The sequence below is a fragment of the Paenibacillus sp. PvR098 genome (assembly GCF_017833255.1).
Taxonomy (GTDB): domain Bacteria; phylum Bacillota; class Bacilli; order Paenibacillales; family NBRC-103111; genus Paenibacillus_G.
Genome location: NZ_JAFIBU010000001.1, coordinates 4312501 through 4320000 on the forward strand (window position 1 = coordinate 4312501; position 7500 = coordinate 4320000).

The 7500-nt window shown below is 50.7% G+C and carries 7 protein-coding genes; 3 read left to right on the forward strand and 4 right to left on the reverse strand.

The genetic code is table 11. From position 1 onward, the window contains the following. Positions 1 to 42: 42 nt before the first annotated feature. Positions 43 to 1572 carry a phospholipase D family protein gene (locus JOE45_RS21395; RefSeq protein WP_210022443.1) on the reverse strand — a complete coding sequence of 510 codons (1530 nt, stop codon included), beginning with the start codon at positions 1570 to 1572 and terminating at the stop codon, positions 43 to 45. Positions 1573 to 1806: 234 nt separating this feature from the next. Between JOE45_RS21395 and JOE45_RS21400 the strand changes: the two genes are divergently transcribed. From JOE45_RS21400 to JOE45_RS21410, 3 genes are all read left to right on the forward strand, one after another. Next, on the forward strand, positions 1807 to 2748 hold the full coding sequence (locus tag JOE45_RS21400) for an S-layer homology domain-containing protein (RefSeq protein ID WP_210022442.1): 942 nt from the start codon (positions 1807 to 1809) through the stop codon (positions 2746 to 2748). 209 nt (positions 2749 to 2957) lie between these two features. Then, positions 2958 to 3749 carry an alpha/beta fold hydrolase gene (locus tag JOE45_RS21405; RefSeq protein ID WP_210022441.1) on the forward strand — a complete coding sequence of 264 codons (792 nt, stop codon included), beginning with the start codon at positions 2958 to 2960 and terminating at the stop codon, positions 3747 to 3749. Between the two features lie 33 nt (positions 3750 to 3782). Beyond that, complete coding sequence (locus JOE45_RS21410; RefSeq protein ID WP_348632570.1) at positions 3783 to 4241, forward strand: thiol-disulfide oxidoreductase DCC family protein; 459 nt, start codon at positions 3783 to 3785, stop codon at positions 4239 to 4241. A 151-nt stretch (positions 4242 to 4392) separates the two neighbouring features. On the opposite strand, the gene JOE45_RS21415 is transcribed toward JOE45_RS21410, so the two are convergent. The 3 genes from JOE45_RS21415 to JOE45_RS21425 form a co-directional block, all read right to left on the reverse strand. Further along, positions 4393 to 5289, reverse strand: coding sequence for an alpha/beta hydrolase (locus JOE45_RS21415; protein WP_210022440.1), 897 nt, complete (start codon positions 5287 to 5289; stop codon positions 4393 to 4395). Between the two features lie 152 nt (positions 5290 to 5441). Further along, positions 5442 to 6671: an ABC transporter permease gene (locus tag JOE45_RS21420; protein WP_210022439.1), complete on the reverse strand. Its 1230-nt coding sequence runs from the start codon at positions 6669 to 6671 to the stop codon at positions 5442 to 5444. Further along, positions 6668 to 7417 carry an ABC transporter ATP-binding protein gene (locus tag JOE45_RS21425; protein ID WP_210022438.1) on the reverse strand — a complete coding sequence of 250 codons (750 nt, stop codon included), beginning with the start codon at positions 7415 to 7417 and terminating at the stop codon, positions 6668 to 6670. Before JOE45_RS21425 ends, JOE45_RS21420 begins: the two co-directional genes overlap by 4 nt. Positions 7418 to 7500 lie beyond the last annotated feature (83 nt).

Here is a 7500-nt window from a genome sequence, read left to right on the forward strand (position 1 = left end):
GGATATCATCCGGGACCCTTCCCTTTATTTGCTCGAGCTTGCTTAATAGGTTGTAAATCCGAGCGTCTCTTGCAAACGGTAGAGCCATTTTTTGAGCGGGACCGTCTTATCCTTGAATGCATTGAAATCCAGCGTGTACTCCGCATCTTTGTTGGTCCACAAACGCTCGAAGTACTGCAGTACTTCCGCTGACAGCTCGCTGTCCGCAGGAGCTTCGATCATTAGGTTGGATTCCAAATTCAAATCATCCAAATTTCGTTTCGTTAAATTGGCTGAACCGCTGTGGATAACGGTTTGGGAAGGACCGGCAATCACGGTCATCTTGGCGTGGTATTGTTCATCGGCCGTATTGAACCACCGGATTTGGATGCGGCCCTCTGATTGTTCCTGCAGCTGTGCGGCTACGGGGCGATTCGGCATGCCGATCTTCTCGTTTCCGAACGCATTTTCGTTGGGGTCGAGGATGAGTCGCACATCCGCTCCACGGTCCGAAGCTTCCAGCAGCCCATCCACGACCTTGGGGTCAGCGAGATAGAACATGCCCATCCACACGGTATCCCCGGTTCCAGCTTGAGCTAAGGACTCAAGGACGTGCTTGTACACCATCCCTTCCGTCAGCAGACGTACCGTTATGTCACCGCTTTTTTCTTCTTCACGGACAGGATTAGACGGCAATTCCGGGCCCCCGGACATGTTAGATACCGCCTGCTCACTGGCTAGTACATCGGTAATGATGCCGCCACTCACCGCGAAAGCGGCATTGGAATGTAAGGCGCTGGCATCGTGAATGTTGGCTGAAGAAATAATGGCTGTTTGCTCCGTAGCGATCACTTTGCGGTGATTCGCTTTTACGTTAAACAGCTTCAGGTAGGAGCGGACGGTAATATCGGGCGCCGATTCGGCTAGCGGGTTTTTCAGCCAACCGCTCCCCGACTCGCCGAACCAACGAAAAAAGGTACGCCACAGCCCTGAGTAGATTGGGGTAGAGTCACGTAAACGGTCCAGATACGTGATCACTGTTGCAATACCGGCTGCCTCCATTTTTTGCAGCTCAGGTGAAGGGTGCGAGCCGTAGGTGGTGTTGATCTCATCGGTAATGAATACAATCTCCAGCTCCGGACGCTCCTGCTTTCTGGCAATCAGCTTGTCCGTCAGCGTGGCACTGAGCGGAGGAAAAGATTGGCCTTGATCGACATACCCGTTAAACAGGAACATGTCGATCACAATAAAGGACTCCGCTTCATCAATTGCCTGAAGGATTCGGTTATAAATCGTCTGCTCGGTCACGGTTGCCCCGTCCTTAGGATAAGTGAGGTCATACAAAAACTCGATGTTTTCTACCTGATGCGGAGCACCCTCGTAAGCAATTCCTTCGGGAAGCGTCTTATGCGTATTTACAATGATGACGGCCACAATCGTCAGTATAAGCAGCAGCAGGATCCAGAGTCGCAGTTGATGGACGACAGGCTGTTTTCTGGCAAGCTTCTCAGGCTGTGTTGTTGAGTTCCGGCTTCGGTGCGTCTGCCGTTCCTCCCCCCGGCCTGCAGGACCTTGTATCGGATGATGTTCCATGGCAATCGCTCCGTTCAGCTGTAATTTGTAGGCGCGTCGGTTTGAGGATTTTTGCGAGCGCCCGTAAAAGAAATTAAAGCAAAATGTAAACATTGACGCAGCGATTAGAGAAGAAGGCGGGGATACGAATTCAGCAAAGGGCGATGTAGGAATAACGCGGTGCAACCTTTTTACGAACAGTTACGTTTAGAAGGTAACTCCGGAGTTAATATAAAGCAGAGGTGGATGGATCTTATGTCGATCAAAAAAATAATTACGATTTTATCGGCGACGGCGCTTTTAGGCAGCCTGACGGCCGGGTCGTCTTTTGCGTTCGTTGATTTGGATCAGGATCATAAAACTCCGATTATGACATTGAAGGAGCGGGGAATCGTAAGCGGCATGGACGGTAAGCATTTTGTTCCGATGGGCAAAGTCAGCTATGCTCAAGCGGTTCACATGCTGGTCAATGGGCTGGATATCAACATCAACGCTATGCTGTTCGTCAAGGCTCCGCAAGCTACGGATTATTATACGAATATTCCTAACGATGCCTGGTACGCCCAGTCTTTTGTGAATGCTCACTTGAACGGGCTGCCGATTCCGAAGGATGTCGATCCTAACGGCACCATTACTCGCGAGCAGTTTGCTGATCTGATGATTCATGCTATGGATACGAAAGGAACATACCCTGTTATCAAAATGCTGATTATTTTCGAAGATGAGAAGGAAATCGATGCGAAGCTCAGCTACAGCATACAGCGGATCGTTCTGCACCAGATCGCCAAGGTAGGAGAGGATCGTAAGTTTTATCCGAAGCGAGAGATGACTCGCGGGGAAGCGGCGGTATGGGTGCACAATGCGATCCGTCTCGTCGAGTCGCATGCAGAGCATCCGGCGCAGCAGGAACAGGTCAAGGTATCGGTTGAACAAGCGAACGACGATGTCAACAAGGTTGTCCTTTCCCGAGGTCAGAAGCCGACCGCAGGCTACGGTATTACCATTGACGCTATTCGATTCGAACACGACGGCCGAGCGATCATCACCTATTCACTGACTGATCCGAAGCCGGACAGCATGAACGCGACGGTCATTACGGAGCCTAAAGCAGAAACGTATGTTTCCTCCAAATATAAGCCGGTAGCAGAACCTAGCGGGTTCACCGTGGACTCGGTTGTCGACGAGTTGGTAAAATAAATAGGACGACGAGATTGTTTTTACGGGCCGGCCGATGACTAACGAATGCGTTAGGAGGGTCGGTTTTTTTCATGGCAGGGGGTGCCCAATACGGATTCATCGAGGAAAGTCTCGGGTAAAACGGGTATAATAGGTTTAAGAAACAGACACATACTAAACTTATTGTTGCTGCTGATTACATAAAGATGAGATGAATGGAGTGACTCGGGATGGATAAGCGTTATGAGGACGTAAACGGAGTCAAGCTGGGTTATTTCGAGCAGGGAGAAGGGACACCGGTGGTGCTGCTCCATGGATTTTGCGGAAGCTCGTCCTATTGGGAAGAGGTGATTCCGATGCTGGAAGGAAGCTGCCAGTTGATCGTGCCGGATCTGCGTGGACATGGTGATTCCTCAGCGCCGGAAGGTACGTATTCAATGGAGTCGATGGCAGAAGACATTGTGGGACTGCTGGAGAAGAAAAATTGCGGCAAAGCCGTCGTGCTTGGACATTCATTGGGCGGTTATGTGACGCTGGCGCTCGCTGAGAAGCATCCGGAGAAGCTGCTGGGTTTTGGGCTTGTGCATTCCACGGCGTATCCCGATGATGAGAAGGGAAAGGAAGGCCGGCTAAAAGCAATAGATACGATAAAAGAGCAGGGGCTTCCCGTATTTCTAGAAGGCTTGATCCCCAAACTATTTGCCCCGTCTCATGTGGAGTCGATGCCGGAAGCAGTTAACAAAGCCAAACAAATCGGTTTGGGAACGAGTCCGGAAGGGGCGGTTCGTACGCTGGAAGGCATGCGCACAAGGACGGACCGGAACGACGTATTGTCCGGCGCAAAGGTGCCCGTACTGCTGTTGGCCGGAGCGGGGGATCAGCTCATTGCGCCGGAGAAAACCTTTTCCGTGAGTGGAGAACATATCATCGCCAAGACACTGGAAGGCGCTGGTCATGTGAGTATGATGGAAACGCCTCAGGAGCTTGCGCAAGCGGTACGGGATTTCACGGCTAAGCTGTAGCAGTAACGTCGGAAGGAGTGGAGAAGTGTCTGCATGGGAGATCAGATGAAGGAGCTAACGCAAGAGGAGCATACGTCCCAGGGGATGGAGGACGGAAATCCGCTCATTTTTTATGATGGAGTGTGCGGTTTTTGCCAGCGGATCGTGCAGTTTATTCTTCCGCGCGACCGGAATGCCCGATTTCGGTTCGTCGCCATCCAATCGGATACCGGCAGGAAGCTGCTCCTTCATCATGGCATGGATCCGGATGCGCTGAGCACGTTCGTCCTTCTGGATCGGGGAAAGGTTTATACGCGGTCAACCGCGGGACTTCGGGTATTCCGGGGACTCGGCGGCGGTTGGCCGATGCTGTACGCTTTTATTGCTGTGCCAAGGCCTGTGCGGGATGCGGTATATGATTGGATCGCACGTCATCGGTACCGCTTCTTCGGTCGAAGCGATGCATGCATGCTTCCTGATTCGAAGGTGAGGGAACGCTTCCTCGACTATTAAGTAAGGAGCTGCCGTTCACATTCTCACAGAATGCAGCGGGATAACCTTATTCCTCCCAAAATCCCCATTTTCGATATTATCTTGATTGTTGTAACTTAAAGCAGCTGTTTCCATAGGGAACAGCTGCTCTTGTACGGAATGGAACGGACCCTTACAGTTTCTCCAAAAATGCTGTGATCCGTTCTATATATTCTTCTTTTAAAGGGGGATAGTTTTTGGCGTGCCCTTCCGCAGATGTAGCCCACAATTCAAAACGATCTTTGTGTTTTTCCCAAAGCGATTCGCTGTTTGAGATCGGAATGGAAGCATCCTTGGTGCTGTGAATGAAAAGTATCGGTCGCGGGTAAATCCGGTCTACTGCTGCGAATCCGTCCACTTGGTCAGGATCCACACCGATCAGTCCCGGCAATATGCCCAAAATGAGCGGAGTGAATGGAAAATGAGGCAGGTTAGACCATACGGGAAGGTTATCCTCTAAATACATTCCTAGATGGTTAAAAGGACTGTCGGCCACGATACCGGATACGCTAGGCTCCTCTGCTGCCGCGACAATGGACGTACTGGCTCCCATCGAATATCCCAGTAAAGCGATTTTTCCCGGGTGATTGGCTATTATCCAATCGACGGCTCCGAGCACATCATATTTTTCATCAAATCCGATGGTGGTCTTGCTGCCATCCGACTCTCCCGAGTTTCGGAAATCGAACATCAATACGCTATAGCCTCGGTCCGTAAGGTTCTTAGCCAAATCTAGCGCCTCAGCGCTTTTTTGCAGCCGATTCGTGTTGTACCCGTGCGTCATGATGACTCTGGGCTTCTCTGAAAGGTCCCCTTCGATGGTTTTACCCGGCAAAAACCAGCCTTTTAAATTCATTTCGTCTACCCGGCTCTTAAATTGAACGTTCTCATAGGCCAAGCCTAATCGATCCGGTGAGTCGTCCAGCGCGGCCGGGTTGGTATGAGTTAGCTGCCAGCCCACATAAGTGGCAATTCCTGCGCAAGCGAGAGCGATAAAAAGAAGAAGTCCGGCCGCCGTCCACAGCCACATCTTTTTCCGTCTGCCGCGTGCCCTCGGCGCTTTTGTTATTAACGGGGTTGTTCTCATGCAGAGTTCCTTTCTGCTGTATGGCTTTGATCAACATTCATCTCTCATTATACGTTAAGCCGAATACGTGCAAAAGAATAAAAGCTCCGGCTTTTTTAGTGCTTCCGCTTTATTTTACCGTACAAATAAGAAACTCCCCATCCAACTATAAACAGCACCGGCGCATATAAAGGATGAGGCAACGCCCAAAACGCAGGAATGGTTAAGACCGTCGTACAAGCGGAATATATTCGAAATCGGACGCTGTGGGCCGATTGGATGCGTAGGTCCGCAGGCAGAGGATAGATGAAGGACCAATCCGAATGACGGTATGCTTTTTGCAGTTCTTTTAGCTGGATGGCCAAAAGGCCTGTAAACAAGATAAACAGAAAACTTGTCATCAGTATGCCTCGGGAAAAGGAGATGAGCACCGTTCCCAGCACGGTTAGCCGCAAAGTAATTCCGAACCATTCGGAGCGCAGCCATACTAAGGTGTACATATAACGATACGTGTCTTGAGAATCAAATCGGAATCCACCGAGCAAGCGCAGCAGCTTCATTGGGGCCGGCATTGGCCGCGGACGGCTTTGCACCTCGGATACATCAATGAATTGGTTCAACAATCGAAAGATGAAAGCTCGATGTTTTTTTTCTGTATCAATCAGCCGCGGCCAATGGATGCTCTTTTTATCAATCCAATGTAATACTCCGAATATCAATAGCAGCGCCGTAGAGACGACGAACGCCCCGGTCCAAAGCGGCAAAAGAAGAAGCAGGTATGTCAGTCCTCCGGCAATCAGCCAGCGAAGCGCTGACCAGGCCAACGTGTACCGATGCTCCGTCCATTTGAGCTCCTGCCAACGGCTTACGAGCAGAACTTTTTTAAGTGCGGCAAGCACCAGCAGGATAACGATAAAGCTTGTTCGATTTTCTTCTGCTGCTACGGCATACATTGGCCACGCTGCCGTCCAGACGGCAAGTAGGGCAAGCGACTGCGTCCAAAACGCACGGGATGCAGCCTTCTGCATATAGGCGGACATCTCCGCCTCCATTGGAACCATGTAGATCAAATCCGCTTCTTTAAGATACGTTCGGATCGGAGACAAGGCCAGACAAGGAAGCAGCACAAGGGCAGCGAGCTCCCGAAACGGGAAACCGGCGGGAGCTTCCGACAAGATCCGGGTATAGAAATAAGAACCGGCCAGCATCAGAAGGACGATCGTGAGTGCTGCGCTTTGCAGCGCATAACCGATAAAAGGCCGAATTTCGAGCAAGAAATCATGCGTTCGTTTGTTCCAGAGACGGCTGGTATCTTTGGATGACTTAGGAGGCTCCTTCTTGTTCATTCGACCTTCACATCCCGGGTTACCAAGCTGCAGAAGATATCGTCTAGGGATGCAGCCGGCATGCCTGCCTGGTGACGTAGCGCGTCCATATCACCTGCCGCTGTCAAACGTCCTTGATGGAGTAAAAGGAAACGATCGCCGTACCGCTCGATAGTGGATAGGATATGGGAGCTGATCAGTATAGCCGCTCCGTTGTTCTTTACCTTTACCATCAATTCCAGAAGCGACCGAATACCGAGGGGGTCCAAGCCGAGAAAGGGTTCGTCAATGATATAAAGCTCTGGCTGCACAAGAAAGGCGCTCATGATCATGACCTTTTGTTTCATGCCTTTGGACAAATGCGCCGAAAGACGGTTTTGATAAGGCTTCATTTGGAATTCTTCGAGAAGCACGGAGGCCCGCTGCTCGAAATCGTCTATCTTTAATCCGTAAGCCATCGCTGCCATTTCCAGATGTTCTTTTACCGTCATCTCTTCATATAGCAGGGGGCTTTCCGGGACGTAGGCGTACGTGCGGCGATAGGCTGTAGGATCAGTCTCCAAGCGTTGTCCGTTCAAACGGATTTCACCCGAATGCGGCTGCATCAAGCCTAGAATATGTTTAATCGTCGTGCTTTTCCCGGCTCCGTTAAGGCCAATCAAACCAACCATCTCTCCGGGGCGTACCGAGAACGTCAGGTCATGTAGTACCGGTTTTTGCCGGCTATAGCCACCGGTTAGCTTTTCTACCCTCAATAATAGTTCCATGAAAGCAAATCACCTCGACTTCTATTGTACCTTGTTTAAGCGTGAAAAGAAAAAAGTGGATACGGCTTCGTTCTTCAGGAAAA

Coding starts and splice junctions, on each gene's coding strand:
- JOE45_RS21395 (WP_210022443.1), bottom strand. CDS start 1,572: ATGGAACATCATCCGATACAAGGTCCTGCAGGCCGGGGGGAGGAACGG.
- JOE45_RS21400 (WP_210022442.1), top strand. CDS start 1,807: ATGTCGATCAAAAAAATAATTACGATTTTATCGGCGACGGCGCTTTTA.
- JOE45_RS21405 (WP_210022441.1), top strand. CDS start 2,958: ATGGATAAGCGTTATGAGGACGTAAACGGAGTCAAGCTGGGTTATTTC.
- JOE45_RS21410 (WP_348632570.1), top strand. CDS start 3,783: ATGGGAGATCAGATGAAGGAGCTAACGCAAGAGGAGCATACGTCCCAG.
- JOE45_RS21415 (WP_210022440.1), bottom strand. CDS start 5,289: ATGTGGCTGTGGACGGCGGCCGGACTTCTTCTTTTTATCGCTCTCGCT.
- JOE45_RS21420 (WP_210022439.1), bottom strand. CDS start 6,671: ATGAACAAGAAGGAGCCTCCTAAGTCATCCAAAGATACCAGCCGTCTC.
- JOE45_RS21425 (WP_210022438.1), bottom strand. CDS start 7,417: ATGGAACTATTATTGAGGGTAGAAAAGCTAACCGGTGGCTATAGCCGG.